This window comes from Enterobacter sp. 03-F-07-AD-ECC (assembly GCF_047530935.1).
GTDB lineage: Bacteria > Pseudomonadota > Gammaproteobacteria > Enterobacterales > Enterobacteriaceae > Enterobacter > Enterobacter cloacae.
Genome location: NZ_JBLKBZ010000011.1, coordinates 15,311 through 41,188, shown reverse-complemented (window position 1 = coordinate 41,188; position 25,878 = coordinate 15,311). Strand labels below are relative to the sequence as shown.

General features: G+C 58.1%; 28 protein-coding genes and 1 pseudogene. 22 read left to right on the top strand and 7 right to left on the bottom strand.

The window, feature by feature from the left end:
• Nucleotides 1-90 precede the first annotated feature (90 nt).
• The 4 genes from rpoH to ftsY form a co-directional block, all read right to left on the bottom strand.
• Nucleotides 91-948, bottom strand: coding sequence for an RNA polymerase sigma factor RpoH (rpoH, locus tag ACMWKA_RS16645; RefSeq protein WP_008500093.1), 858 nt, complete (start codon nt 946-948; stop codon nt 91-93).
• 251 nt (nt 949-1,199) lie between these two features.
• A complete protein-coding gene (gene ftsX, locus ACMWKA_RS16640; RefSeq protein WP_129327446.1) occupies nt 1,200-2,255 on the bottom strand; it encodes a permease-like cell division protein FtsX in 1,056 nt (351 codons plus the stop codon).
• Nucleotides 2,242-2,913 (bottom strand): cell division ATP-binding protein FtsE, encoded by a 672-nt coding sequence (gene ftsE, locus ACMWKA_RS16635; protein ID WP_013099140.1) that lies wholly within the window; start codon nt 2,911-2,913, stop codon nt 2,242-2,244. The genes ftsX and ftsE overlap by 14 nt, the downstream gene beginning before the upstream one ends.
• A 2-nt stretch (nt 2,914-2,915) precedes the next feature.
• Nucleotides 2,916-4,343, bottom strand: a complete 1,428-nt coding sequence (gene ftsY, locus ACMWKA_RS16630) for a signal recognition particle-docking protein FtsY (protein ID WP_414760433.1) — start codon at nt 4,341-4,343, stop codon at nt 2,916-2,918.
• Between the two features lie 127 nt (nt 4,344-4,470).
• On the opposite strand from ftsY, the gene rsmD reads away from it, so the two are divergent.
• Together rsmD and ACMWKA_RS16620 are read left to right on the top strand one after the other, a co-directional pair.
• Nucleotides 4,471-5,073 (top strand): 16S rRNA (guanine(966)-N(2))-methyltransferase, encoded by a 603-nt coding sequence (rsmD, locus tag ACMWKA_RS16625; RefSeq protein ID WP_029883606.1) that lies wholly within the window; start codon nt 4,471-4,473, stop codon nt 5,071-5,073.
• Nucleotides 5,057-5,338 (top strand): DUF1145 family protein, encoded by a 282-nt coding sequence (locus ACMWKA_RS16620; RefSeq protein ID WP_013099143.1) that lies wholly within the window; start codon nt 5,057-5,059, stop codon nt 5,336-5,338. Before rsmD ends, ACMWKA_RS16620 begins: the two co-directional genes overlap by 17 nt.
• Before the next feature lie 48 nt (nt 5,339-5,386).
• Here ACMWKA_RS16620 and ACMWKA_RS16615 read toward each other — a convergent pair whose 3' ends face one another.
• Nucleotides 5,387-5,743 carry a DUF2500 domain-containing protein gene (locus tag ACMWKA_RS16615; protein ID WP_029883607.1) on the bottom strand — a complete coding sequence of 119 codons (357 nt, stop codon included), beginning with the start codon at nt 5,741-5,743 and terminating at the stop codon, nt 5,387-5,389.
• Between the two features lie 129 nt (nt 5,744-5,872).
• Between ACMWKA_RS16615 and ACMWKA_RS16610 the strand changes: the two genes are divergently transcribed.
• From ACMWKA_RS16610 to ACMWKA_RS16590, 5 genes are all read left to right on the top strand, one after another.
• Entirely contained in the window at nt 5,873-6,499 is a 627-nt protein-coding gene (locus ACMWKA_RS16610) for a lysoplasmalogenase (protein WP_013099145.1), read from the top strand.
• A gap of 76 nt (nt 6,500-6,575) precedes the next feature.
• Nucleotides 6,576-8,750 carry a Zn(II)/Cd(II)/Pb(II) translocating P-type ATPase ZntA gene (zntA, locus tag ACMWKA_RS16605; protein ID WP_414760432.1) on the top strand — a complete coding sequence of 725 codons (2,175 nt, stop codon included), beginning with the start codon at nt 6,576-6,578 and terminating at the stop codon, nt 8,748-8,750.
• A gap of 196 nt (nt 8,751-8,946) precedes the next feature.
• Nucleotides 8,947-9,918: a TRAP transporter substrate-binding protein gene (locus ACMWKA_RS16600; protein WP_013099147.1), complete on the top strand. Its 972-nt coding sequence runs from the start codon at nt 8,947-8,949 to the stop codon at nt 9,916-9,918.
• 11 nt (nt 9,919-9,929) lie between these two features.
• Nucleotides 9,930-10,439 (top strand): TRAP transporter small permease, encoded by a 510-nt coding sequence (locus tag ACMWKA_RS16595; protein WP_013099148.1) that lies wholly within the window; start codon nt 9,930-9,932, stop codon nt 10,437-10,439.
• Between the two features lie 10 nt (nt 10,440-10,449).
• Nucleotides 10,450-11,736: a TRAP transporter large permease gene (locus ACMWKA_RS16590; protein WP_414760431.1), complete on the top strand. Its 1,287-nt coding sequence runs from the start codon at nt 10,450-10,452 to the stop codon at nt 11,734-11,736.
• 4 nt (nt 11,737-11,740) lie between these two features.
• Here ACMWKA_RS16590 and tusA read toward each other — a convergent pair whose 3' ends face one another.
• Nucleotides 11,741-11,983, bottom strand: coding sequence for a sulfurtransferase TusA (gene tusA / locus ACMWKA_RS16585; RefSeq protein WP_014833603.1), 243 nt, complete (start codon nt 11,981-11,983; stop codon nt 11,741-11,743).
• Between the two features lie 167 nt (nt 11,984-12,150).
• Between tusA and ACMWKA_RS16580 the strand changes: the two genes are divergently transcribed.
• Together ACMWKA_RS16580 and ACMWKA_RS16575 are read left to right on the top strand one after the other, a co-directional pair.
• A complete protein-coding gene (locus ACMWKA_RS16580) occupies nt 12,151-12,816 on the top strand; it encodes a 7-cyano-7-deazaguanine/7-aminomethyl-7-deazaguanine transporter (RefSeq protein ID WP_013099151.1) in 666 nt (221 codons plus the stop codon).
• Between the two features lie 72 nt (nt 12,817-12,888).
• Nucleotides 12,889-13,446 (top strand): DcrB family lipoprotein, encoded by a 558-nt coding sequence (locus tag ACMWKA_RS16575; RefSeq protein WP_013099152.1) that lies wholly within the window; start codon nt 12,889-12,891, stop codon nt 13,444-13,446.
• Between the two features lie 4 nt (nt 13,447-13,450).
• Here ACMWKA_RS16575 and ACMWKA_RS16570 read toward each other — a convergent pair.
• A pseudogene (locus ACMWKA_RS16570) lies at nt 13,451-14,703 on the bottom strand (MFS transporter).
• A gap of 109 nt (nt 14,704-14,812) precedes the next feature.
• Here ACMWKA_RS16570 and ACMWKA_RS16565 point away from each other — a divergent pair.
• From ACMWKA_RS16565 to ACMWKA_RS16505, 13 genes are all read left to right on the top strand, one after another.
• On the top strand, nt 14,813-15,862 hold the full coding sequence (locus tag ACMWKA_RS16565; protein WP_414760430.1) for an AI-2E family transporter: 1,050 nt from the start codon (nt 14,813-14,815) through the stop codon (nt 15,860-15,862).
• A 150-nt stretch (nt 15,863-16,012) separates the two neighbouring features.
• Entirely contained in the window at nt 16,013-16,735 is a 723-nt protein-coding gene (locus ACMWKA_RS16560; RefSeq protein ID WP_029883610.1) for a beta-ketoacyl synthase chain length factor, read from the top strand.
• Nucleotides 16,732-17,547 carry a lysophospholipid acyltransferase family protein gene (locus tag ACMWKA_RS16555; RefSeq protein WP_013099156.1) on the top strand — a complete coding sequence of 272 codons (816 nt, stop codon included), beginning with the start codon at nt 16,732-16,734 and terminating at the stop codon, nt 17,545-17,547. The genes ACMWKA_RS16560 and ACMWKA_RS16555 overlap by 4 nt, the downstream gene beginning before the upstream one ends.
• Nucleotides 17,528-17,785, top strand: coding sequence for a phosphopantetheine-binding protein (locus ACMWKA_RS16550; RefSeq protein WP_010436544.1), 258 nt, complete (start codon nt 17,528-17,530; stop codon nt 17,783-17,785). Before ACMWKA_RS16555 ends, ACMWKA_RS16550 begins: the two co-directional genes overlap by 20 nt.
• Nucleotides 17,786-17,797: 12 nt before the next feature.
• Nucleotides 17,798-18,049, top strand: coding sequence for an acyl carrier protein (locus ACMWKA_RS16545; protein WP_020687737.1), 252 nt, complete (start codon nt 17,798-17,800; stop codon nt 18,047-18,049).
• Nucleotides 18,021-18,617: a hypothetical protein gene (locus ACMWKA_RS16540; RefSeq protein WP_048972517.1), complete on the top strand. Its 597-nt coding sequence runs from the start codon at nt 18,021-18,023 to the stop codon at nt 18,615-18,617. The genes ACMWKA_RS16545 and ACMWKA_RS16540 overlap by 29 nt, the downstream gene beginning before the upstream one ends.
• Nucleotides 18,610-19,959, top strand: coding sequence for an AMP-binding protein (locus ACMWKA_RS16535; RefSeq protein WP_373340663.1), 1,350 nt, complete (start codon nt 18,610-18,612; stop codon nt 19,957-19,959). Before ACMWKA_RS16540 ends, ACMWKA_RS16535 begins: the two co-directional genes overlap by 8 nt.
• Nucleotides 19,946-20,299 (top strand): hydroxymyristoyl-ACP dehydratase, encoded by a 354-nt coding sequence (locus tag ACMWKA_RS16530; RefSeq protein ID WP_013099160.1) that lies wholly within the window; start codon nt 19,946-19,948, stop codon nt 20,297-20,299. Before ACMWKA_RS16535 ends, ACMWKA_RS16530 begins: the two co-directional genes overlap by 14 nt.
• Nucleotides 20,290-21,981 carry a glycosyltransferase family 2 protein gene (locus tag ACMWKA_RS16525; protein ID WP_045900970.1) on the top strand — a complete coding sequence of 564 codons (1,692 nt, stop codon included), beginning with the start codon at nt 20,290-20,292 and terminating at the stop codon, nt 21,979-21,981. The genes ACMWKA_RS16530 and ACMWKA_RS16525 overlap by 10 nt, the downstream gene beginning before the upstream one ends.
• Before the next feature lie 3 nt (nt 21,982-21,984).
• The gene (locus tag ACMWKA_RS16520; RefSeq protein WP_020687732.1) at nt 21,985-22,407 is read left to right on the top strand and encodes an acyl-CoA thioesterase; all 423 of its coding nucleotides are present in this window, start codon (nt 21,985-21,987) and stop codon (nt 22,405-22,407) included.
• Nucleotides 22,404-23,009, top strand: coding sequence for a LolA family protein (locus ACMWKA_RS16515; protein WP_013099163.1), 606 nt, complete (start codon nt 22,404-22,406; stop codon nt 23,007-23,009). Before ACMWKA_RS16520 ends, ACMWKA_RS16515 begins: the two co-directional genes overlap by 4 nt.
• Nucleotides 22,978-25,299 (top strand): MMPL family transporter, encoded by a 2,322-nt coding sequence (locus tag ACMWKA_RS16510; protein WP_373340662.1) that lies wholly within the window; start codon nt 22,978-22,980, stop codon nt 25,297-25,299. Before ACMWKA_RS16515 ends, ACMWKA_RS16510 begins: the two co-directional genes overlap by 32 nt.
• The gene (locus tag ACMWKA_RS16505; RefSeq protein ID WP_057071767.1) at nt 25,299-25,877 is read left to right on the top strand and encodes a DUF3261 domain-containing protein; all 579 of its coding nucleotides are present in this window, start codon (nt 25,299-25,301) and stop codon (nt 25,875-25,877) included. The genes ACMWKA_RS16510 and ACMWKA_RS16505 overlap by 1 nt, the downstream gene beginning before the upstream one ends.
• Nucleotide 25,878 lies beyond the last annotated feature (1 nt).

Genomic DNA, 25,878 nt, shown 5'->3' with positions numbered 1-25,878 from the left:
TGCCAGGGGGGAGAAATTCGCCAGAGTGGGCGCTAAAAAAACAAAACCCCCGGATTCGCATCCAGGGGCTCTCGTCATACTTCGCGGGAATTACGCTTCAATCGCGGCGCGAAGTTTTTTCATGGCGTTCTTTTCAAGCTGACGCACACGTTCAGCAGACACGCCGTAGCGGTCGGCCAGCTCCTGCAGCGTGGACTTGTTGTCTTCGTCCAGCCAGCGGGCACGGATAATATCCTGGCTACGCTCGTCAAGGCCTTCCATCGCATAGCTCAGCTTGTTCGCGGCCTGATCTTCCCAGTTGTCCTCTTCAATGCCGTCAGCAAAGTTAGAGGTCTTATCCTGCAGATACAGTACCGGCGCCATTGGCTGGCTGTCGGACGCATCGTCATCGGAAGACATGTCAAAAGTCATGTCCTGCGCGGCCATACGGGATTCCATCTCACGCACGTCTTTGCTGGAAACACCCAGCTCGCGCGCCACCATTTCTACTTCATCCTGATTGAACCAGCCCAGACGCTGCTTGGTTTTACGCAGGTTGAAGAAGAGTTTGCGTTGCGCTTTTGTCGTGGCGACTTTCACGATACGCCAGTTGCGCAGCACGTATTCGTGAATCTCTGCTTTGATCCAGTGCACAGCGAAGGAGACCAGTCGTACACCCACTTCCGGGTTAAAGCGACGTACAGCCTTCATCAGGCCGATGTTACCTTCCTGAATCAAGTCTGCCTGCGGCAGGCCATAGCCCGCATAATTACGAGCAATGTGAACAACAAAGCGCAGGTGAGACAGGATCAGCTTTTTCGCTGCTTCCAGATCGCCCTGGTAATGCAGCTTTTCAGCAAGCTCCTTTTCTTCCTCGGCCGTTAACATCGGCCAGGTGTTCGCAGCCCGGATATACGATTCCAGGTTACCAACAGGGGCTAAAGCTAAAGTTTGCATTTCTTTGGTCATTCATTCCTCTCAATGTTTCTTCTGGTCCAGGTTGTCCCCATCAGGCAACAACCATGCCAAAGCGTTTGAGCAACGAGATTAGCATTCACTCTTTTATCAGACAGTGATTTTATCCACAAGTTCCAGGTGCAACGGTGAATAAATTACGCACAAAATGTGACATGGAGATGATAACAGGGGAAGAGACAACAGGGACGCTTTCCCTGCAGAGCGAACATCTCGGTGCAGGGAAAGATTATATCACGCTTTTCTTAGTCGGGAGTAAAGTGGCGTAAATGTTGAACCGTCGCCAGCCATGCTGCCACCCAGCCAATCATGGAGCAGACCAGCAGCAGAAGAAGGCACTCATCGAACCCTAAACCACTGATATCAAACTTAGTTCCGAAGACCTGCGCCACCTCGGTCACGGCGGAGGAGAGCCGCATCACCAAAATTTCTGACAATATCAGTGAAAGAAATGCGCCGGAAAAACCGAGCAATGCGCCGCCGTAAAGGAACGGACGCAGGATGAAGCCATCCGTCGCACCAATCAGCTTTTGCACGTTGATGGTATCGCGGCGGGCGAAAATGCTCAGGCGCACGCTGTTACCGATGACGAGGAACACCGCCGCCACCATCAGCACGCCAATCATCGCCGACACGCGCCCCACCAGCCCGGTCAGTGCGGCAAGACGCGCAAACCAGCTGTCGTCCATACGCACTTCATCAATGCCTTTAATGGTAGAGATGCGGTCGCGCAGCATATTAAGTGAATCCGTTCCCTGGAAGTCGAGCTTCGGGATCACCACCGCCACGGCCGGCAGCGGGTTCTCTTCGAGCATATCCAGCGCGCCGCCAAAGCCTGACCAGTTACGGAACTCACCCAGCGCTTCTTCGCGGGAAAGGTAGTTCACCTTCTCCACGCCCTTCTCGGCCTGGATTTGCCCCACCACCTGCGCCGCGGCGTTATCGTCGAGCGCTTTGTCCAGATAGACCGTGATCTGCGGAGACGGATAATACTGCGACGCCGCCTGATTCACGTTCTTATAGACCATATAGCAGACGCTTGGCAGCGTCAGCGAAATGGCGATAACCATCACCGTCAGGAACGTCGCCAGCGGTTTACTTTTCAGATCCTGCAACGCGCCGTGGAAGGCGTAGCGTACCTGTTCATTGAACACGTTGGTTTTGCGGGAGTTTGGCTTCGGCGCGGCTTTCGCCCGCTTCGGCGCATTACGGTTACCGTCACCGCCACCCTGCGGCTTACGGAAACGGTCAAACCGGTTCCCGAACTGCCGAATCTGGTTCATTGCATCACGCTTGTTCACCGTGGCCTCCGTGCAAATGCCCGTCGCTCAGGGTCAGCATGCGGTACGAACGGCGGGAAATGAGCCCGATGTCGTGCGTCGCCATCAATACCGTCACCCCAACGCGGTTGAATTCCTCAAACAGACGCAAAATCCCTTCAGAAAGGGCGTCGTCCAGGTTACCGGTCGGTTCATCCGCCAGCAATACCGCAGGCTTGTTCACCACCGCACGGGCAATGCCCACACGCTGCTGTTCACCGCCAGAGAGCTGGATCGGAAAGTTCTTCGCTTTGTCCAGCAGCCCGACCTTATCCAGCGCCGCAGAGACGCGACGGCGGATATCATCATAGCTGGCACCGGCAATAATCAGCGGGATCGCCACGTTATCGAAAACGGTGCGATCCATCAGCAGGTGGTGATCCTGGAAAATCATCCCGATCTGGCGACGCAGGAACGGCACTTCGCGGTTCTTAAGACGGCTAATTTCATGGCCGCTGAACCAGATTTTCCCGGCGCTTGGCCGTTCAATCCCACAGATAAGCTTGAGCAGGGTACTTTTCCCCGCGCCGGAATGGCCGGTCAGGAATGCCATCTCGCCTGGCTGCAGGTGGAAGGTCACCCCCTGCAGCGCTTGTCTCCCACCGAGATAGGCCTTGCTGACGTGTTCAAAGCGAATCATTGTTAGTCCTCTCGGGCAAATAATGCCTCAATAAAGTCGTCCGCCTTAAACGGACGCAAATCCTCAATACGCTCGCCCACACCGATGTAACGAATAGGAATGCCGAACTGATCGGCCACGGAGAAGATCACCCCGCCTTTCGCGGTGCCGTCCAGTTTGGTCAGCGTGATCCCGGTCAGTCCTACCGCTTCATGGAACAGCTTCGCCTGGCTGACGGCGTTCTGTCCGGTGCTGGCATCGATGGTCAGCATAATTTCATGCGGTGCGTCTTCGTCCAGCTTCTTCATGACGCGGACGATTTTCTTCAACTCTTCCATCAGGTGCGATTTGTTCTGCAAACGCCCTGCGGTATCGGCAATCAGGACATCCACATTTCGCGACTTCGCCGCCTGGATGGCGTCAAAGATCACGGACGCGGAATCTGCACCGGTGTGCTGCGCAATCACCGGAATGTTGTTGCGCTGGCCCCACACCTGCAGCTGTTCAACCGCCGCCGCGCGGAAGGTATCACCCGCCGCCAGCATCACCGTTTTACCCTGCTGCTCGAACTGACGCGCCAGTTTGCCGATGGTGGTGGTTTTCCCGACACCGTTAACGCCAACCATCAGAATAACAAATGGCGTTTTGCCTTCAATATTAAGCGGTTCGTCAACTTTTGCGAGAATTTCACCCATCTCGTCTTTCAGCAGGCCGTACAGCGCTTCGGCGTCGCGCAGCTGTTTGCGGCTCGCCCCTTCGGTCAGGTTGGCGATGATCTTACGGGTGGTTTCCACCCCAACGTCCGCAATCAGCAACTGCTCTTCCAGCTCTTCAAACAGATCGTCGTCGATCTTTTTGCCGCGGAACAGACTGATAAATCCGGAACCTAAATTTTCTTTGGTTTTTAACAGGCTGCGTTTCAGGCGGGCAAAGAAACCTTCTTTGGTCGGTTTTTCCTGCTCCTGAACGATCTCCTCTTCGGCCTGTTCTTCCACGGGCACGACGATAACCGCTTCTTCAGCCGCCTGAGCGGCCAGCGCCGGCTCATGTGCCGCTTCTTCTTCCACCGCGTCGACAATTTCCACGGTTTCCGCTTCGGCCTGCCACTCTTCAGGGGAAACGTCCTCCGCTTTTACCTCTTCCGGCAGCGGCAACTCTTCATGTTCGATAACGGCCTGCGGCGCTTCAGTAACCGCTTCAACAACAGGTTCTGGCTTTTCGCTCTCCTGAACCTGTTCGGTGACCTCAACCACCTCTTCAGCAAAGGCTTCAGTCTCTTCTTTGCTGTGCGCATGCTCTTCCGCTTCGACAACCGCGGCGGTTTCTACAGGCGTTTCAGGCTGAGACTGCTCTTCAACGGCTTGTTGTTCTTCGGTTTTCTGTTCTGTTTCTTGCTCTTTTTCACCGAAACCCAGCCAGGAAAAGAAGCCACGTTTTTTTTGTTTTGCCATCTGCGACTACACTCCTCGCGGCGCTATATACATGGAAGCTAAAAAAATGATGAAATAGTCTAACACTTTACTTAATTGACATCACCGCCCGCAATCGCAGGCCAATTGTTAACAGAGCTTTCCTGAGATGAAGAAACCCAACCGCGCCCCAGCCGGTCAAATTCGTATTATCGGTGGCCAGTGGCGAGGCCGGAAACTCCCGGTGCCGGACAGCCCCGGTTTACGCCCAACCACCGACCGCGTGCGTGAAACGCTGTTTAACTGGCTGGCCCCGTCAATGGTAGACGCCCACTGCCTCGACTGCTTTGCGGGCAGCGGCGCATTAGGGCTGGAAGCCCTCTCGCGCTACGCCGCCAGCGCCACGCTGCTGGAGATGGAGCGCGGCGTCGCGCAGACGCTGCAGCAAAATCTGGCGACGCTGAAAGCCACCAACGCCAAAGTGGTGAACACCAATACGCTCAGTTTCCTCGCGCAGCCTGGCACGCCACACAACGTGGTGTTTGTCGATCCGCCGTTCCGTAAGGGGCTGCTGGAAGAGACGTTATCCCTGCTGGAAAGCAACGGCTGGCTGGCGGATGACGCGCTGATTTACGTTGAAAGCGAAGTGGAAAACGGGCTACCGCCAGTGCCGGTTCACTGGGATTTACACCGCGAAAAAGTGGCGGGTCAGGTCGCTTATCGTCTGTATCATCGTCAGGCACAAGGAGAATCCAATGCCAGTACTGATTAATCTGGGACGTTTGCTGATGCTGTGCGTCTGGGCGTTTTTACTGCTCAATCTGGTGCATCCGTTCCCGCGCCCGATGAATATCTTTGTGAACGTGGCGTTTATCTTTACCACCTTCATGCATGCCCTGCAGATGGTGATGCTGAAAAACGGCCTGCCAAAAGACGGCCCGCAGATGACCGGCTGGCAGCAGCTGCGCGTGTTTATTTTCGGCGTGTTTGAACTGCTGGTGTGGATGAAGAAGTTTAAGGCGCAGGTGAAGAAGTAAGGTGCGATCTGATGCCCTAACCCTCTCCCACTGGGAGAGGGGATCGTATTATTCAGCCCTGAACCCCTCAAACCGCGACCCTTTGTAACTCAGCATCCCTTTCTCACCTACCGTCAGCTGATGGTACTGCTGCGCCTCCAGGCGGAAAGTCATCTCCAGGCCGCCCGTTTCCGGCTTAAAGCTTGCTTCATAGCGCATGGTCGTTCCCGCAGGGGTAACCTGTTGCTGGCGCGAGCGCCGATCATTTAGGGGTTTTTCGCGTTTATTGCTCACCACCACGCGCTTTTGCATCAACGGCGCGGCGTCGTTATCCGCTTTCTCGCGGCGCTGCTGCACAAAACGGAACGAGGCGGCAATGACGATAATCGCCACCACGATAATGAAAAACAGCGGCATCTTGCTCATTCAACAATCCCATAAGATTATGCGGAATTCAGGATACCCTGACTCCCCCGGCATTGCCAAACGCCTGCCCGCATCACTACACTGAAGATGAAACTGATTATTCAGCCTTAACAGATACAGGGAGTTAATATGCTTTGGTCATTTATCGCTGTCTGTTTTTCCGCATGGCTTTATGTCGATGCGTCATACCGCGGTCCGGCCTGGCAGCGCTGGTTGTTTAAACCCGTCACGCTGTTGCTGCTCCTGCTGCTTGCCTGGCAAGCGCCGATGTTTAACGCCATCAGCTACCTGGTCCTCGCCGGGCTGTGTGCTTCTCTGATTGGCGATGCCTTGACCCTGTTGCCGCGTCAGCGTCTGCTGTATGCCGTGGGGGCGTTCTTCCTGTCGCATCTGCTTTACACCATCTATTTTGCCAGCCAGATGACGCTATCCTTCTTCTGGCCGCTCCCGCTGGTGCTGCTGGTGATCGGCGCGCTGCTGATCGCGGTGATCTGGTCACGCCTGGAAGAGATGCGTCTGCCTGTTTGCACGTTTATTGCCATGACGCTGGTGATGGTGTGGCTGGCCGGTGAACTGTGGTTCTTCCGCCCAACCTCACAGGCGATGTCCGCTTTCTTTGGCGCGGCGCTGCTGTTAATCGGCAATATCGTCTGGCTGGGCAGCCACTATCGCCGTCGTTTCCGGGCTGATAACGCGATTGCCTCCGCCTGTTACTTTGCCGGGCACTTCCTGATTGTGCGTTCGCTGTATATCTAAATAAGCCTTGACTCTGGAGTCGACTCCAGAGTGTATGCTGCGGTTAATGAGAAAATTATCATTACCGGAGAGTGCCATGTCGACTCCAGAAACACCTAAAAAAGCCCCACAATTTTCAGCATTTAAGCTCAGCCCGGTGCCAGCGAAAGATGACTGCTGCTGTGAAGGAGCGTGCGAAACGCAAAACGCGCCGCCGCTGCCTGAAAGCGGAAACCATTACAGCTGGGTGGTTGACGGCATGGATTGCGCGGCCTGCGCCCGCAAAGTCGAAAATGCGGTAAAACAGATCCCCGGCGTCAGCCACGTGCAGGTGCGCTTTGCGACCGAAAAACTGCTGGTCAGCGCCGAGAGTGACGTTAGCGAGCAGGTTGTGTCCGCCGTCAGCCAGGCCGGTTATTCCCTGCGTAGCGAAACGGCCCCCGCCGAAAAAACCGCTCCGCTGCGTGAAAATCTGCCCCTTATCGCGCTCGTGATGATGATGGCCCTGAGCTGGGGTCTGGAGCAGATCAACCACCCGTTTGGCAATCTGGCGTTTATCGCCACCACGCTTGTCGGGTTGTATCCCATTGCCCGTCAGGCGCTGCGGCTGATGAAAAGCGGCAGCTGGTTCGCTATCGAAACACTGATGAGCGTGGCGGCTATCGGCGCGCTGTTTATTGGTGCCACAGCGGAAGCGGCCATGGTGCTGCTGCTGTTCTTAATTGGCGAACGTCTTGAAGGCTGGGCGGCAAGCCGGGCGCGTAAAGGGGTCAGCGCCCTGATGGCGCTTAAGCCCGAAACCGCCACACGAGTAGCCGGAAACGAACGCCAGACGGTGGCCATTAACGCGCTGCGTCCAGGCGATGTGATTGAAGTCGCTGCCGGAGGGCGCCTGCCTGCGGACGGTACCCTGCTCACCGCCACCGCGAGCTTCGACGAAAGCGCCCTCACCGGGGAGTCGATTCCGGTTGAACGCACGGCCGGTGAAAAAGTACCTGCGGGCGCCACCAGCGTCGACCGTCTGGTCCAGCTCACGGTACTTTCCGAACCCGGTGACAGCGCCATCGACCGTATCCTGAAGCTGATCGAAGAGGCCGAGGAGCGTCGCGCCCCCGTCGAGCGATTTATTGACCGCTTCAGCCGGATTTACACCCCCGCCATCATGCTGGTTGCCCTGCTGGTCACTATCGTTCCGCCGCTGTTCTTTGGTGCGCCGTGGGAAGGCTGGATTTACAAAGGTCTGACCCTGCTGCTGATTGGCTGTCCGTGTGCGCTAGTGATCTCCACCCCGGCGGCCATTACCTCCGGTCTGGCGGCAGCGGCACGTCGCGGTGCCCTGATAAAAGGCGGCGCGGCGCTGGAACAGTTAAGCCAGGTGCAGCAGGTGGCGTTCGATAAAACCGGCACCCTGACCGTCGGCAAGCCGCAGGTCACTGGCGTGTATCCGCAGGATATCGGTGAAGATGAACTGCTGGCGCTGGCCGCCGCCGTTGAGCAGGGTTCCACTCACCCGCTGGCGCAGGCGATTGTGCGTGAAGCGCAGTCGCGCGGGCTGGCAATTCCGACGGCAACGGCACAGCGGGCGCTGGTTGGGTCCGGGATTGAGGCCGACATCGACGGTAAAAAGGTGCTGATTGTCGCGGCGGGTAAGTCTTCTAACTCAGAGGTTGAGGCGTTAGAACAGACCGGACAAACTGTCGTAACCGTCATGCAGGACGGCGTCGCCAAAGGCATGCTGGCACTGCGCGATACCCTGCGTGATGATGCGAAAGAGGCCGTCGCGGCGCTCCATCAGCTGGGCGTCCAGGGTGTGATCCTCACCGGCGATAACCCGCGTGCCGCCGCCGCGATTGCCGGAGAGCTGGGGCTGGACTTTAAGGCCGGATTACTGCCTGCGGACAAGGTCAGTGCCGTGACGGAGCTGAACAGCCATGCTCCGCTGGCGATGATCGGCGACGGAATCAACGATGCGCCAGCGATGAAAGCATCCACCATCGGGATTGCCATGGGCAGCGGTACCGACGTGGCGCTGGAAACCGCCGATGCCGCGCTCACCCATAACCGCCTGACCGGGCTGGCGCAGATGATTTCCCTGGCACGCGCCACGCGCGCCAATATTCGCCAGAACATCAGCATCGCCCTGGGGCTGAAAGGGATTTTCCTCGTCACCACCCTGCTCGGCATCACCGGGCTGTGGCTGGCGGTGCTGGCGGATACCGGCGCGACGGTGCTGGTGACGGCCAACGCGCTCCGCTTACTGCGACGCAAATAACACGCAATGCACGCCAGGCCGGGTAAAGCGTAACGGCAACCCGGCCTTCCCTTCTCAAAAATCTAAACCAGCGTTTCAGAAATTCACGCTTTTGTGAGGCGCTTCACCTCCGTTTTCCAGGCCATAGTGTAATTTTTAAACGTACAAAACTAAAACACCGTTTTAACACATACCTCACTACCCTGGAGTTGACTTGATGAAAACGACCCTCAAGCCGTTACTGGCCGCTCTGTGTCTGTCTGCTTTTGCCTGCTCCGTTTCTGCGCAAACCATTAAAGCCGCCGATGTGCATCCTGAAGGCTACCCGAACGTGGTAGCCGTACAGCACATGGGGGAGAAACTCAAACAACAAACCGACGGCAAGCTGGAGATCAAGGTCTTTCCCGGCGGCGTGCTCGGGGATGAAAAGCAGATGATTGAACAGGCGCAGATGGGGGCGATCGACATGATCCGTGTCTCCATGGCTCCGGTGGCGGCGATCCTGCCCGATATTGAAGTCTTTACCCTGCCCTATGTGTTCCGCGATGAAGACCACATGCACAAAGTCATCGACGGCGATATCGGCAAGCAGATTGGCGACAAACTGACCGCCAACCCCAAATCGCGGCTGGTGTTTCTCGGCTGGATGGATTCCGGCACCCGTAACCTGATAACCAAAACACCGATCGTCAAACCGGAGGATCTAAAAGGCAAAAAAATCCGCGTTCAGGGAAGCCCGGTGGCACTGGCGACACTGAAAGACATGGGGGCTAACTCGGTGGCGATGGGGGTCAGTGAGGTCTACAGCGGCATGCAGACCGGCGTAATCGACGGCGCTGAGAATAATCCGCCGACCTTCATCGCCCATAACTATATGCCGATCGCCAAAAACTATACCCTCAGCGGCCACTTCATTACCCCGGAAATGCTGCTCTACTCAAAAGTGAAATGGGACAAGCTCAGCGCAGACGAACAGCAGAAAATCCTGACCCTGGCGCGCGAAGCGCAATTCGAACAGCGCAAGCTGTGGCAGGCCTATAACGCCGAGGCGCTGGCGAAGATGAAAGCCGGTGGCGTGCAGTTCCACGAGATCGACAAATCGGTATTTATCAAAGCCACAGAGCCGGTGCGCGCGCAGTATGGCGAAAAGCATCAGGACCTGATGAAAGCCATTGCTGACGTTCAGTAAACGGAGAACGTATGTCCGAACTCTACCTGAAGTGGATGGACCGGCTGTATCTGCTCGCCATGGGCGTAGCGGGATGCGCGCTGCTGGTGATGACGGTGGTGATCCCGATTGGCATCTTCTCGCGCTATGTGCTGAATCGCGGTGAATCCTGGCCGGAGCCGATTGCCATCATCTGCATGGTGACCTTTACGTTTATCGGCGCGGCGGTGAGCTACCGTGCCGGGTCACACATCGCGGTGAACATGCTGACCGACCGACTGCCGGACATGCTGAAAACAGCGTGTGCGCGCGTGGTGGATCTGCTGATGCTGCTGATCTCGCTGATTATGTTCTGGTACAGCTACTGGCTGTGTGTCGAGCTCTGGGAGCAGCCGGTCGCCGAGTTTCCGATCCTGACGTCAGGGGAGAGTTATCTGCCGCTGCCGATTGGTTCTGCGGTGCTGATCCTGTTTGTCATTGAACGTCTGCTGTTTGGCTCACAGGAAAACCGTCCTGTGGTGCTGATCGGCAACCACAGTTAAGGGGTGAACAATGGATGCATTCGTTTTGTTATTCACCCTCGTCATTTTGCTGGCGCTGGGTATGCCGGTGGCGTTTGCCGTCGGCTTAAGCGCTGTCGCGGGCGCGTTGTGGATCGAGTTACCGCTCGAAGCGCTGATGATCCAGATCACCAGCGGGGTTAACAAATTTACCCTGCTGGCGATCCCGTTTTTCATCCTGGCGGGGGCGATCATGGCGGAAGGCGGCATCGCCCGACGACTGGTGAATTTCGCGTATGTCTTTGTCGGTTTTATTCGCGGCGGGCTGTCGCTGGTGAATATTGTGGCCTCCACCTTTTTCGGCGCGATTTCCGGTTCATCGGTGGCGGATACGGCCTCCATCGGCAGCGTGATGATCCCGGAGATGGAGAGAAAGGGGTATCCTCGCGAGTACGCGGCGGCGGTCACCGCCAGCGGGTCGGTGCAGGCGATTTTAATCCCGCCCAGCCACAACTCGGTGATCTACTCGCTGGCCGCAGGCGGTACGGTCTCCATTGCCACGCTGTTTATCGCAGGCGTGCTGCCGGGGCTGCTGCTGGGACTGTGCCTGATGACGCTGTGTCTGTGCTTTGCCCATAAGCGCGGCTATCCAAAAGGCGAAAAGATACCCTTTAAACAGGCGCTGAAGATTTTGCTGGACGCTCTCTGGGGGCTGATGACGGTGGTAATTATCCTCGGCGGGATCATGTCCGGGATATTCACCGCCACCGAATCCGCGGCGGTCGCCTGTCTGTGGGCATTCTTTGTCACCATGTTTATCTATCGCGACTACACGTGGAGCGAACTGCCTAAGCTGATGTGCCGGACGGTGAAAACGGTCACTATCGTGATGATCTTGATTGGCTTTGCGGCGGCGTTTGGCGCGGTGATGACCTACATGCAGTTGCCTGTGCGCATCACGGCGTTCTTCACCTCGCTCTCGGATAACAAGTACGTGATCCTGATGTACCTCAACATCATGCTGCTGCTGATTGGCACCCTGATGGATATGGCGCCGATCATTCTGATCCTGACGCCGGTGCTGTTGCCGGTGACCCAGTCGCTTGGGATCGACCCGGTGCATTTCGGGATGATCATGATGGTGAATCTGGGGATCGGGCTTATCACGCCGCCGGTGGGATCGGTGCTGTTTGTGGCCAGTGCGGTGAGCAAGCAGAAAATCGAACATGTGGTGCGCGCGATGCTACCGTTTTACGGCATGCTGCTGCTGGTGCTGGGAATGATAACGTACATCCCGGCGATTTCGCTGTGGCTGCCGGGATTGTTAGGCATGCAGTAAGGGGTTACCCCTTGCGGATTAAATACCGGTACGGCAGTGCTTCGGTCTGCTGTGCCACCAGTTCATGCTCCATAAAGGTACAAAAACCGGGGATATCGCGGGTGGTTGCCGGATCGTCAGCGATGATCAGCAGCGTTTCGCCGGTTTGCATATTGCGCACGGTTTTGCGCACCATCATTACCGGCTCAGGGCAGCGGAGGCCCTGCGCATCAAGGGTGTGGTCTGGAGTGGAAAACAGATCGGTCATGGTGTTCTCGGTCAGATAAAAACGGCTGTAGTTTACGCCCCGTAGCCAGCAATGCAAACCAGGTTAACGGTTGCGTAAAAACTAACCATTGCATTGTCCTGCCAAAGCAGTATCATGCTGCGGTTTTTATTGGGTTCCCTCACCCCAACGTATAAAAAGGTCACAATATGACGCCGTTTTCTGAATCGCAGCGCGTAAAAGCGTTGTTCTGGCTTTCGCTTTTTCATCTGCTGGTGATCACCTCCAGTAACTATCTGGTGCAGTTGCCGATCGCCATCTTTGGTTTCCATACCACCTGGGGCGCGTTCAGCTTCCCGTTTATTTTTCTCGCCACCGATCTGACCGTGCGTATTTTTGGCGCACCGCTGGCTCGCCGCATTATTTTTGCGGTCATGCTGCCGGCGCTGTTCGTGTCGTACGTTATTTCCTCCCTGTTTTACATGGGGAGCTGGCAGGGCTTTGAGGCGTTAACCCACTTCAACCTGTTTGTTGCCCGAATCGCTACTGCAAGCTTTATGGCCTATGCGCTGGGGCAGATCCTCGACGTGCACGTATTTAACCGCCTGCGTCAGAATCACCGCTGGTGGATGGCCCCCACCGCCTCGACGCTGTTCGGCAACGTCAGCGATACGCTGGCTTTCTTCTTCATTGCCTTCTGGCACAGCCCGGATGCGTTTATGGCCGAACACTGGATGGAAATTGCGCTGGTGGACTACTGCTTCAAGGTGCTTATCAGCATTGTCTTCTTCCTGCCGATGTACGGCGTGCTGCTGAATATGCTGCTGAAAAGACTGGCAGATAAATCTGAAATCACAGCATTGCAGGCTGGTTAAGGGTTCGCTTTATCAGTTGTGATAAGATGGACAAATGAGCCGTTATGGCCGTTTATCGAAAGGAAGAAGTCAATGCGCAATCTGGTTAAATATGTCGGGATTGGCCTGCTGGTTGTCGGCCTTGCAGCCTGTGATAACAGCGACACGAAAACGCCTGCTCAGGGCGCGTCTGCAGAGAGCAACGCAACCGGTCAGCCGGTGAACCTGCTGGACGGTAAACTCAGCTTTTCTCTGCCAGCGGATATGACTGACCAGAGCGGCAAGCTGGGTACCCAGGCGAACAACATGCACGTCTATTCCGATGCAACCGGGCAGAAAGCGGTGATTGTGATTGTGGGCGACGACACCAGCGAAGACCTGGCCGTGCTGTCCAAACGTCTGGAAGATCAGCAGCGCAGCCGCGACCCGCAGCTGCAGGTGGTGACGAACAAGTCCATCGAACTGAAAGGCCACACGCTGCAGCAGCTGGACAGCATTATCTCTGCAAAAGGTCAGACAGCTTACTCTTCCGTGGTGCTGGGTAAGGTTGATAACAAACTGCTGACCCTGCAGATCACCCTGCCAGCGGAAGATCAGCAGAAAGCGCAGACTGCCGCTGAAAACATCATCAACACCATCGTGATTCAGTAACACGTCAGGATGATGACGTGGCCTCCGGTGCCTGCACCGGGGGCCATTTTTTTAGCCGCCACGTGAGCATCAGGGCCATCACCACCAGACCCGCAGCCGCAAGATAGATAACCGGCACGCCTGCCCAGGCCATGACCAGCCCTGCCAGCGGCCCGGTAATGCCCAACGACATATCCATAAACACCGTGTAGGTTGCCAGCGCCGCCCCCTGATTCTGCGGCGGCACGGCTTTCACCGCCACCACACCCAGCGCCGGGAAGACCAGCGAAAAACCGGCTCCGGCGAAGAACACGCCAACTTTTGCCATCCACGGCGCGGTCGCTATACCGGTCAGCAGCAGCCCGACAATCTCAACCGCAAAGCAGATCATCGCCACGTTCAGCCCGCCCAGGCGGTTAATACCGTTCGGGAAGAGCAAACGGGCCCCCACGAACGCACAGCTGAACAGGGTTAACGCAAAGGCCGCCCCGTCCCAGCCTTTGGCGTCATAAAACAGGGTGATAAAGGTGGCGATCACCCCAAAGCCGGTGGTTGCCAGCGCCAGTGCCATACCATACGGCCAGACGCGCCCCAGCACTGCCCGGAACGGCAGCGGTTTGCCTTTGCTGGCCTTCACTTTCGGACGCGGCAGGGCAAACAGGATCGCCACCAGCGCGACCACCATAATGGTGCCCGCCAGGCCGTACAGTCCGCCATACGCATAGCACATCACCCCAAGCGGGGCGCCAAGCGCCATTGCCCCGTAGGTGACAATGCCGTTCCAGGAGATCACCCGGCCAATGTGCGGTGCCCCGACCACGCCTACGCCCCACAGCGTCGAGCCGGTTCCTGCCAGGCTTTGCCCAATACCGAGGATCACCCGGCCCAGGCACAGCAGCACCAGGCTGACCAACGGCCAGTGGCTGGTCGTTGCCGCCAGCAGGTAACTCAGGCCACTGAGAAAACAGCCGCACAATCCCGTAATCACAATGCTCTTCGGCCCGAACAGATCCGCGTAGCGACCCGCATGCGGGCGGCTCAACAGCGTGGCGAAGTACTGCAGGCTAATCACCAGCCCCGCCCAGAATGCGCTAAACCCCATCACGTCATGCACATAGCCCGGCAACACCGCCAGCGGCAGGCCAATCGTCAGATAACTGGCAAAGTTAAAAATCACAACGGAGACAATGCGCAGATTAAGGCGTAATCCGCTTAATGCCGGTTCGGCGGCGGGTTCGGGCATGAGGTTTTACCTGGATTTTTGCAACAGTGTTTCACTATTACCACGACGCCAGCAGAAAATCAGCAGCGACTTTCAGATTAACGGTGCCAGACGAAGCGAAACCCGCGCACTACACTTAACGGGCAATCACATTAAGGAACACGAATGACCCCTAACCCGCCCGACAAAGCAGGACTCCACATCCTGTTAAAACTCGCCTCTCTGGTGGTGATCCTCGCCGGTATCCATGCTGCCGCCGATATTATTGTCCAGCTTCTGCTGGCGCTCTTTTTTGCCATTGTGCTTAACCCGCTGGTGACCTGGTTTTTGCGCCGGGGTATCAGCCGCCCGGTGGCCATAACCATTGTGGTTATCGTGATGCTGATTGCCCTCACCGCCCTTTTCGGCGTGCTGGCCGCCTCGCTGAGCGAATTCTCCACGATGCTGCCGCAATACAACAAAGAGCTGACGCGCAAGATCGTGGCGCTTCAGGAGATGATGCCGTTTCTGAATCTGCATATTTCGCCGGAACGGATGTTGCGCCGGATGGATTCCGAAAAAATCATGACCTACGCCACCACGCTGATGACCGGCCTGTCCGGCGCCATGGCCAGCATTTTGCTGCTGGTCATGACGGTGGTGTTTATGCTGTTCGAAGTGCGCCACGTGCCCTATAAGCTGCGCTTTGCGCTGAATAATCCGCAAATTCACATCGCCGGTTTACACCGCGCGTTAAAGGGCGTCTCCAAATATCTGGCCTTAAAAACCCTGTTGAGCGTCTGGACCGGCGTGATTGTCTGGCTGGGGCTGATACTGATGGGCGTGCAGTTCGCGCTGATGTGGGGAGTGCTGGCGTTTTTGCTGAACTACGTGCCCAACATTGGCGCGGTACTCTCCGCCGTGCCGCCCATGATTCAGGCGTTTCTGTTTAATGGCTTCTATGAGTGCATGCTGGTGGGGGCGCTGTTCCTCGTGGTGCATATGGTGCTGGGGAATATTCTTGAACCACGGATGATGGGCCACCGGCTGGGCATGTCGACGCTGGTGGTGTTCTTATCCTTACTGATTTGGGGATGGCTGCTGGGCCCGGTTGGGATGCTGCTGTCGGTACCGCTCACCAGCGTCTGTAAAATCTGGATGGAGACCACCAAGGGCGGCAGCAAACTGGCGATACTGCTGGGGCCGGGCCGACCCAAGAGTCGGCTTCCCGGTTAATCGTCTGGGGTGAGACGGAACACGACTCTACGGGAAATTTTTAGGAGAAACGTTATTCGCAAGCCTGCGACAACACTGTACGATGTACGCTGTAACATCGCGCTTGCGAAGTAAAAATCACAGAAACAGGTTTATCGCGGACGCGCGTAGATGAAATTTACCCTCACCATTATCGACTGGCAGGCCAGAGCGCCAGGACTCAGCGATGCCGACGCATGGCAGGCATGGTCGCGCCAGTCTGACGCCATCGATCCCGCCGCGCCGCTTGCAAAACTGACCGACCTGCCGATGATGACCGCCCGCCGCCTCAATTCGGGCAGTAAGCTGGCGGTGGATATTGGCCTTGCGATGCTGCGCAAACATCGTATCGATGCCGTGGTCTACAGCAGCCGCCATGGCGAGCTGGAACGCAACTACCGTATTCTGCAAGCGCTGGCGACGGAGCAACCCGTCTCCCCCACCGATTTTGCAATGTCTGTTCATAACGCCGCGGTCGGCAATCTTACGATCACTGCAGGTCAGCCGATTGTCTCATCCTCGGTCTCCGCCGGGATGGACACCTTCCAGCAAAGTTTGTGCGAAGTGTTGAGTCTGCTTCACGCGGGCTATTCCCGCGTTTTGCTGGTGGATTTTGACGGCGTCCTGCCCGAGTTTTATCACGCCGGGCTCCCGCCGCAGATGCCCGTCTGGCCTTACGCCCTTGCGCTGGTGATTGAAGCCGGGGACGCGCTCTGCTGTGAAACCCATCGCGAAAGCACAGGGGAAGAGCCCGCGCTGCCGCAAAGCCTTCAGTTCCTGCGACATTACCTGAGCGACGCGCGGCAATTTGCCCTGGCGGGCGAGCGTTTGCAGTGGCAGTGGACGCGCCAATGAGCCAGATCCTCTCCCGCCTCGATCGGTTATGGCGCATGCTGATGACCGGGTTTTGCTTCGCCCTGTTTGGCCTTGGCGGGCTGCTGCTGTCGCTGGTCTGGTTTAACCTGCTGCTGATTTTTCAGCGCGATCGCACGGCACGCCGCCGACTGGCGCGACGCAGCATCTCCGCCAGTTTTCGGCTGTTCCTGGCGGTCGTTCGCGGAACCGGCGTGCTGGATTACCGCTTTAACAATCTGGACGTTCTGCGCGCCGAGCGCGGCTGCCTGGTGATAGCCAACCATCCTTCGCTGCTGGACTATGTGATCCTCGCCTCGGTGATGAACGAAACCGACTGTCTGGTGAAAAGCGCGCTGCTGCGTAACCCCTTTGTCAGCGGCGTGATCCGTGCAGCAGATTACCTGATCAACAGCGAAGCAGAAACGCTGCTTCGTGCCAGCCAGCAGCGTCTGGCGCAGGGCGACACCCTGCTAATTTTCCCGGAAGGCACCCGCACCCGCGTGGGCGAAGCCATTACCCTGCAGCGGGGAGCGGCGAATATTGCCGTTCGTTGCAACAGCTCTCTGCGCGTGGTGGTGATCCACTGTAGCGAACGCATGCTGGATAAACAGAGTCGCTGGTACAATGTGCCGCCCAAAAAACCCATTTTTACCGTGGATGTTCGCGAACGCATCAACATTCATGATTTTTACGATGCGAGCCAGCACGAACCTGCGCTGGCGGCAAGGCAGTTAAACCGGCATATGCAGCAGCAATTAACATCCGGTCTTCAATCTTTGTCAGGAATGAAAGATGCAAGCGCTCTATCTTGAAATTAAGAATCTCATTATCTCTACGCTGAATCTGGAAGAACTTACCCCAGAGGATATCGACACCGACGCTCCGCTGTTTGGTGACGGACTGGGTCTGGACTCTATTGATGCCCTGGAGCTGGGGCTGGCTGTGAAAAATCAGTACGGCGTAGTGCTTTCTGCCGAGAGCGACGAGATGCGCCAGCACTTCTATTCCGTTGCCACGCTCGCCGCTTTTATTCATCAACAACGCGCCTGAGAATGACCCGCTATGACAGAACAAGAAACCCTTTATCAGGAAGTCTCTGCGCTTCTTATTAAACTTTTTGAACTCGACCCTGAGCTCATTACGCCGCAGGCCCGGCTTTACGAAGACCTGGATCTCGACAGCATTGATGCCGTAGATATGGTGGTTAACCTGCAGAAGAAGACGGGGCATAAAATTAAGCCTGAAACCTTCAAAGCGGTGCGTACCGTTCAGGACATCGTCGACGTTGTGGAACAACTCCAGCGCGACGCCTGACGTGCCTGCCATTCCGCTCATCCCGATACTGACGGGCCTGATGCTGCTGGCCTGGCCGTTTTTGATTGGCTATGGCCTTGCAAGCCACCATTTGCAATGGATATTGCCCCTGATGGCGCTGGTGTTGCTGCTGCGTGTCTGGCAGACGCGCCAGCAGCGCGGCCCCTTGCGCTACGTTTTCCTGAGCGTGACGCTGGCCGGGGCAGTGCTGTGCGTGGCGAGCCTTTTTCACGCTCACCTGTGGGTGCTGTTTTATCCGGTGGTCGTTAATCTGGTGATGCTGGTGGTCTTTGGGGGCTCGCTGTGGACATCCATGCCGATGGTGGAACGGCTGGCGCGGATACGGGAGCCCCAGTTGTCTCCTGCCGGGGTTCGTTACACGCGTAAAGTGACGAAAGTCTGGTGCGGCTTTTTTATCTGCAATGGCGCAGTCGCGCTGTTTACCGTGCTGTACGCCGACCTGCGCCTGTGGACGCTGTGGAACGGAATGCTTTCCTACATCCTGATGGGAACGTTAATGGCGGGTGAATGGCTGGTGCGACAACGGGTAATAAAAAACGATGGATAAACCGCTTCCTCTGAGCCAGTGGCTAAACGCCCCGCGTCCTGATGAGACGCCTGTCGCCTGGCTTGACGATCGTATCTGGACGCTGGGCGATCTGCGCCACGATGTTACGCAGCTGGTCGACGCGCTGCGTCAGGAAGAGGGCGAGCGCTGGGCGCTCTGTTTTGAAAACGGCTATCTTTTTATCGTCGCCCTGCTGGCGACGCTTCATGCGGGTAAAACCCCCGTGCTCCCCGGGCACAGCCGGGGGGCGCAGCTTAACGAACAGCGGGCCATGTTCAGCGGCGTCCTGAGCGACACCACGCTCGAGTTTTCAGGGCGACTGCGGTTGGTCACCGCCACTGCGCCGACAAACACCCCCTTTTCCCCCTTGCCTGCCATTGACGAGACGCGCGTTATCGAGCTCTTTACCTCTGGCTCCACCGGCACGCCGCAGCGGGTGATTAAGCCGGTGATCGGCCTGGATCGGGAAGCCCGTCTGCTCGCCGATCGGTTTGGCGAACGGCTGACAGGCTGTCACGTCGTGGCCTCCGTGGTGTTGCATCATCTGTATGGCCTGACGTTCCGTGTTGTCTTACCCATGGCGCTTGGCCTGCCGCTGCATGCCTCCCTGCTGCAGTACGCGGAACAGCTGTCAGCGCTGCCGCAGGACAAACGGTATCTCTTTATCAGCAGCCCGGCATTCCTCAAGCGGCTCGACACCTCGCTTGTGCCGCCTCCGGTTGCCCTGCTGCTCTCAGCCGGGGGCGAACTGCCCTGGCGCGACATCATCCCTTGTCATGACTGGCTGAACGTCTGGCCTGATGAAATTTACGGCAGCACCGAAACGGGCGTTATGGCCTGGCGTCACCGTCTGGATGAGACAACACTTTGGCAGCCGTTTCCCGGCGTGACGTTCCACGGCGATCAGGTGACGTCGCCACTGATCCGCGAGGCTGAAGGAGCCGTGCTGGATGATATCCTGCATTTCGCGGCTGACGGGCAGTTCAACATCGTCGGACGCCGTGGCCGGGTGGTCAAAATTGAAGATAAACGCATTTCGCTCGATGAGATTGAGCAGCGGTTACTGGCGCTGGACGGCATCTGCGACGCCGCCGCGCTGGCGGTCACTCGCCGTGGTCGTCAGGCCATTGGCGTGCTGCTGGTACTCAGTGACGCGGCGCGCTTGCACAGAGACAACGGGGGTAAAAATGCCCAGGAATCCGCGTGGCGTCGCGCCCTTCGCCCCTGCCTTGAACCGGTTGCCGTGCCCCGCTACTGGCGCATTGTCGATGAAATCCCGGTCAACAGTATGAACAAGCGTGTGACTGCACAGCTACAGGAGTTATTTCATGAAGATTCATGAAATCGAACGCCACCAGACTCACCCGGAGCATCTGGAGATAACGCTTTATCTTGATCCTGACCTGCTCTGGTTTAAGGGACATTTTGCTGTCCAGCCCCTGCTCCCTGGCGTTGCACAACTCGACTGGGTGATGCATTACGCTACCACCCTGATGGCACCGGGCTACCGTTTTCACAGCATTCAGAATGTGAAGTTTGCGGCCCCGCTGTTGCCGGACAACACGGTGACGCTGATCCTTGACTGGCACCCTGCCCGTCAGATGCTCAGCTTCAGTTACCAGCGCCATGCGGGCAGTGAACGCCATACCGCCAGCAGCGGGAAGATTCGCCTATGTCAGTAACGTTCCGCCCCTGCGTGTTGATCCCCTGCTACAACCACGGTGCGATGATGGCTGCGGTGCTCGCACGTCTGGCACCGTTTGACCTCCCGTGCCTGGTGGTTGACGATGGTAGCGAAGAGAGCACGCGCCACACCCTGGCGCACTTAGCGGAGCAGCATCCGCAGGTTACGCTGCTGCGTCTGGCGAAAAACAGCGGCAAAGGCGCGGCGGTAATGGCGGGGCTGAAAGCCTGCGCAGAGCGCGGCTTCACTCATGCAATCCAGGTGGATGCCGACGGCCAGCACGCCATTGAAGATCTCCCCCGTTTTCTGGCGCTGGCGCAACGTCACCCCGAGGCGCTGATTTCCGGTCAGCCCGTTTACGATGACTCCATACCCCGTTCGCGCCTTTACGGACGCTGGATAACGCACGTCTGGGTCTGGATTGAAACGTTGTCCCTGCAGCTTAAAGACAGCATGTGCGGCTTTCGGGTCTATCCGATCACGCCGGTGATGCAGCTTGCCGCACGTACCCCGCTCGGCAAGCGCATGGACTTTGATACTGAAGTGATGGTCCGCCTCTACTGGCAGGGCACGCCCAGCTATTTTCTGCCCACCCGCGTCACCTACCCGGCAGACGGTGTATCCCACTTCGATGCGCTAAAAGACAACGTGCGCATCTCGCTGATGCATACCCGTCTGTTCCTGGGGATGCTGCCGCGCATCCCTTCCCTGCTGATGCGCCGTCGCCCGCAGCACTGGGCGCAACAGCAGGAGGTCAAAGGGCTATGGGGTATGCGCCTGATGTTACGCGTCTGGCAACTGCTTGGGCGCAAGGCCTTCACCCTCCTGCTGTGGCCGGTCACCGCCGTTTACTGGCTTACCGCCCGTTCGGCGCGTCAGGCGTCGCGGCAATGGCTTAGGCGGGTTAAAGAGGTCATGGCACAGCGACAGATCCCACCGCCCCCCCGGCTGAACAGCTTTTTTCACTTCCTGCGTTTTGGTCATGCCATGCTGAACAAAGTGGCCAGCTGGCGCGGCGAGATGAAGCTGCATCGCGATCTGGTGTTTGCACCGGGTGCCCGCGAGGCGCTGGGGCTGGACGATCCACAGGGTAAACTGCTGCTGGCCTCGCATCTTGGCGACGTGGAAGCCTGCCGGGCGCTGGCGCAGCGTGAAGGGGGGAAAACCATCAACGCCCTGGTCTTTAGCGATAACGCCCAACGCTTTAAGCAGATTATGGAAGAGATGGCTCCGCAAGCGGGTATTCACCTGATGCCCGTCACTGACATCGGCCCGGAGACCGCTATCCTGATCAAAGAAAAGCTGGATCGCGGCGAATGGGTGGCCATCGTGGGCGATCGTATCGCCGTCACGCCGCAGCGCGGCGGCAGCTGGCGCGTGATCTGGAGCGCGTTTATGGGCCAGCCCGCGCCGTTCCCGCAGGGGCCGTTTATCCTGGCCTCCATTCTGCGCTGTCCGGTGGTGCTGATTTTTGCCCTCAGCCAGCAGGGGACGCTGACCCTGCACTGCGAACCGTTCGCCGACCCGCTGCTGCTGCCGCGCGGTGAACGTCAGCAGGCGCTGCAACATACCGTCGATCGCTACGCGCAGCGGCTGGAACATTACGCCTTACTGTCACCGCTCGACTGGTTTAATTTTTTCGATTTCTGGCAGTTGCCCGAAATCAGCGAGAAGGAGTAAAGGGTGCTGACCGATCCCCGCTTTACGACGGAAGTTGAAATCACCGTCCCGTTCCACGACGTCGACATGATGGGCGTGGTCTGGCACGGCAACTATTTCCGCTACTTTGAAATAGCCCGCGAAGCGCTGCTCAATCAGTTCGACTACGGCTATCGCCAGATGAAAGCCTCCGGCTATGTCTGGCCGGTGGTCGATACGCGGGTGAAATACCGCGATGCGGTGACCTTTGAACAACGCATCCGGGTCCGGGCGCAGATTGAAGAGTATGAAAACCGCCTGCGCATTGCCTATCAAATCTTCGACGCGCAGACCGGTAAACGCACCACCACCGGTTACACCATCCAGGTGGCGGTCGACGCAGCCACCCGCGAAATGTGCTTTGTCAGCCCGGGGATCTTGTTTGAACGTATGGGAGTCACGCCATGAAATGGTTGCCTTTGCTGGCGCTGATGTTTAGCCCGCTGGTCAGTGCCGTGACGCTGGATGAACTGCAGCAGCGGTTTACGCAACAGCCCGTGGTGCGCGCTCACTTCGAGCAGGTTCGTACGATCAAAGACATGCCGCAGCCGCTGCGTTCGCAGGGCGAGATGGTGATCGCCCGTGACAGCGGCCTGCTGTGGGATCAAAAAGCCCCGTTCCCCATGACGCTGCTGCTGGATGACAAACGGATGGTGCAGACCATCAACGGCCAGCCGCCGCAGACCATTACCGCCGACAATAATCCGCAGATGTTCCAGTTCAACCACCTGCTGCGGGCGTTGTTCCAGGCCGACCGCAAGGTGCTGGAAGAGAATTTCCGCATCGATTTTCAAGACCTGGGAGAGGGCCGCTGGTCGCTGGTGCTCACGCCCACCACGACGCCGCTGAACACCATTTTCACCACCCTCGATTTGGGCGGTGCGACCTTTCTGGAGTCTATTCGTCTTAACGACAAACAGGGCGACCGTACGGATATCACCCTCTCCAGTCACCGACTGACACCCGCCAGCCTGACCGATGACGAACGCCAACGCTTTGCCGCACCGTAAATCGCTGCGCCCGGCGCTGCTTTGGGCCGCGGGATGCCTGATTATGCTGGGCCTGCTGGTGTCGCTGCTGCCCGGCGCGCGCCTGAACAGCAGCGTGCTGGCCATGTTACCGACACAGACGCTGGGGGCGATCTCACCGGCGCTCAACGACGGCTTTATGCAGCGGCTCGACCGTCAGCTGGTCTGGCTGGTCAGCCCCGGCAAAAAACCCGATCCGCGCGTGGCGCAGCAGTGGCTGACGCTGCTGCAACGCAGCGGAGCGCTGAGCGAGGTCAAAGGGCCCATTGACCCCGCCGGGCAACAAGCCTGGGGCGAGTTTTTCTGGCAGCACCGCAACGGGATGATTGACCCCGCCACCCGCGCCCGCCTGCAAAACGGCGGTGAAGCGCAGGCGCAGTGGGTTTTATCTCAGCTTTACTCGGCCTTTTCCGGCGTGAGCGGCAAGGAGCTGCAAAACGATCCGCTAATGCTGATGCGCGGCGCGCAGCTCGCGCTGGCGCAAAACGGCCAGAAGCTGCGGCTGATGGACGGCTGGCTGGTGACGCAGGATGACGCCGGAAACTACTGGTATCTGCTGCACGGCGAGCTGGCCGGTTCCTCTTTTGATATGCAGCAAACCCACCGGCTGGTGACCACCCTGAACGCGCTGCAGGCGACGCTGAAAACGCATTACCCACAGGCGCAACTGCTGTCTCGCGGCACGGTGTTTTACAGCGATTACGCCAGCCAGCAGGCCAAACGGGATATCTCCACGCTGGGTGTCGCCACACTTCTGGGCGTACTCCTGCTGATTGTGGCGACATTCCGCTCCCTGCGTCCGCTGCTGCTGTGCGCGATTTCCATTGGCATCGGCGCGCTGGCGGGCACGGTCGCCACCCTGCTGTTCTTTGGCGAGCTGCATCTGATGACGCTGGTGATGAGCATGAGCATCATCGGTATTTCGGCCGATTACACCCTCTACTACCTGACCGAACGGCTGGTGCACGGTGGCGAAAACTCGCCGTGGCAAAGTCTGGATAAAGTGCGTAATGCCCTGCTGCTGGCGCTTCTGACGACCGTCGTGGCGTACCTGATTATGATGCTGGCCCCCTTCCCCGGGATCCGCCAGATGGCGCTGTTTGCCGCCGTGGGGCTGAGCGCCTCGTGCCTGACGGTGATATTCTGGCACCCCTGGCTGTGCCGTGGATTGCCGGTACGCCCGGTCCCGGCCAGCAGAGCGATGTCGCGCTGGCTGACCGCCTGGCGACGTAATAAAACACTCGCGGTTGGCCTGCCCGTTACGCTGGCGCTCCTTTCCGCCGCAGGTATTGCCACCCTGAAGGTGGACGACGATATCGCCCAGCTACAGGCGCTGCCGAAAACGATTCTGGCGCAGGAGAAGACCATTACCGCCCTGACCGGCCAGCGCGTCGATCAGAAATGGTTTGTGGTTTACGGTGCGTCAGCCCAGCAGACGCTGGAGCGGCTGGAGGCCTTTACCCCTGCGCTGGCGCAGGCGCAAAAAGCGGGTGAGCTGGCAAGCTGGCGAACCCTGCCGCTGAACTCCATGAAGCGTCAAAAAAGCGATCTGGCGCTGCTGCACCACGCTGCGCCTGCGGTAATGAACGTGCTGCACAGCGCCGGACTGAACACCGTCTCACCGGATCTGACGCCAATGCCTGTCAGCGTGGACGCCTGGCTTGCCAGCCCGGCCAGCGAAGGCTGGCGTCTGCTCTGGCTGACCCTGCCGGGCGGCGAAAGCGGCGTGCTCGTCCCGGTGGACGGCGTCAAAAACAGTACGGCGCTAAGTGAACGGGCGGCACAGCATGAAGGGGTCGTCTGGATCGATCGTAAGGCCAGTTTTGACAGCCTGTTTGCCCTCTACCGCACCCTGCTGACGGGGCTACTGTGCGTAGCGCTGGCGGCGATTGCCTGCGGCGCCATAATCCGACTTGGCTGGCGTCAGGGGCTTATCAGCCTGGTGCCGTCGGTACTGTCGCTCAGTTGTGGGCTGGCGGCGCTGGCCGTCGCCGGGCATTCCGTCAATCTGTTTTCACTGCTGGCGCTGGTGCTGGTGCTCGGCATTGGCATCAACTACACGCTGTTTTTCAGCAACCCGCGCGGCACGCCGCTGACGTCGATGCTGGCTATCACCCTGGCGATGATGACCACGCTGCTGACGCTGGGCATGCTGGTGTTCAGCGCGACGCAGGCCATCAGCAGCTTTGGAATTGTGCTGGTAAGCGGTATTTTCACCGCCTTCCTGCTGGCCCCGCTGGCGATGCCGGCCAGGAACGAGAGAAAACCATAATGAACGCTTTTTACCGCGCCGCCGCGCTGGCTGCGACGCTGCTGCTGGCAGGCTGCAGCCATTCGACCGATACTGAAGAAACTCGCCCGCAGGCCTGGCTTCAGCCGGGCACGCAGGTGACGCTGCCACCGCCGGGCATTACGCCAGCCATCCGTTCTCAGCAGCTGCTGACCGGCCGGTTTAACGGTCAGACTCAGTCGCTGCTGGTTCTGCTGAACGCTGACGGGCAAAAAGTGACGCTTGCCGGGCTCTCGTCGGTGGGGATCCGCCTGTTTCTCGCGACCTATGACAACACCGGGATCCATACCGAGCAGTCGGTCGTTATGCCCCAGCTACCGCCCGCCAGCCAGGTGCTGGCGGATGTGATGCTCAGCCACTGGCCGCTCAGCGCCTGGCAGCCGCAGTTGCCGAAGGGATGGACGCTAAAGGATACTGGCACCCGACGCGAACTGCGTAACCCTGACGGCAAGCTGGTCACCGAGATTGTCTACCTGCAACGCAACGGTAAGCGCGAGCCGATCAGCATTGCGCAGCACGTCTTTAAATACCACATCACCATTCAATATCTGGGTGACTGAG